General features: G+C 74.4%; 1 pseudogene. It reads right to left on the bottom strand.

The window, feature by feature from the left end:
- Nucleotides 1–582, bottom strand: a pseudogene (locus G3I65_RS45830) (GNAT family N-acetyltransferase); the annotation flags it as partial.

Raw genomic sequence — 582 nt, 5'->3', positions numbered from 1 at the left:
CCGCGTCCGCGGCCAGCGCGACCGCGGCGCCCTGCTTCCGCAGCACAGCGGCGTCCGCCCGGTCCGGGACCCCGCCCGCGGCCGCCCGCACCGGCGGGCTCGTCAGGTTCCAGACGGCCATCAGCCGGTCGGTGTCGCCGGCGCCGTTGATGCCGTCGTGCATCGGGCCGTAGAAGTCGGGCAGGTAGTGCGCCGGGCGGGCGGCGAGCTTGGTCAGGTTGAAGTGGGCGTTGCGCCGCACCAGCGGGTCGAACGTCCAGGAGATCTCGTCGACGTCCTGTCCCAGCGCCCACGCGCGCTGGTGCAGCTTGAGCGCGAAGCCGATGCCGCGCCCGTGCCCGCGGGTGGCGACGCCGGCGATGTGGCTGTGCAGTCCTCCCTTCGCCGGTCCGCCGAAGAACCCGAAGCAGGCACCGAGCAGTTCGGGCCCGTCGAAGGCGCCGGCCACGTAGTTGCCCGCCGAGACCATGGCGCGCAGCAGTTCGGCGGTCACCGGCGGGTTTCCCGGCTCGGGACGCCAGATCGACTCGAAGAGCCGGGTCACGGCGGCCAGGTCGGCGACCTCGGCCAGGGTCCGGACGG

Source organism: Amycolatopsis sp. SID8362 (genome assembly GCF_010550475.1).
Lineage (GTDB): Bacteria > Actinomycetota > Actinomycetes > Mycobacteriales > Pseudonocardiaceae > Amycolatopsis > Amycolatopsis eburnea.
The sequence above is the reverse complement of the archived record's forward strand: the minus strand, read 5'-3'. Positions and strand labels throughout refer to the sequence as shown.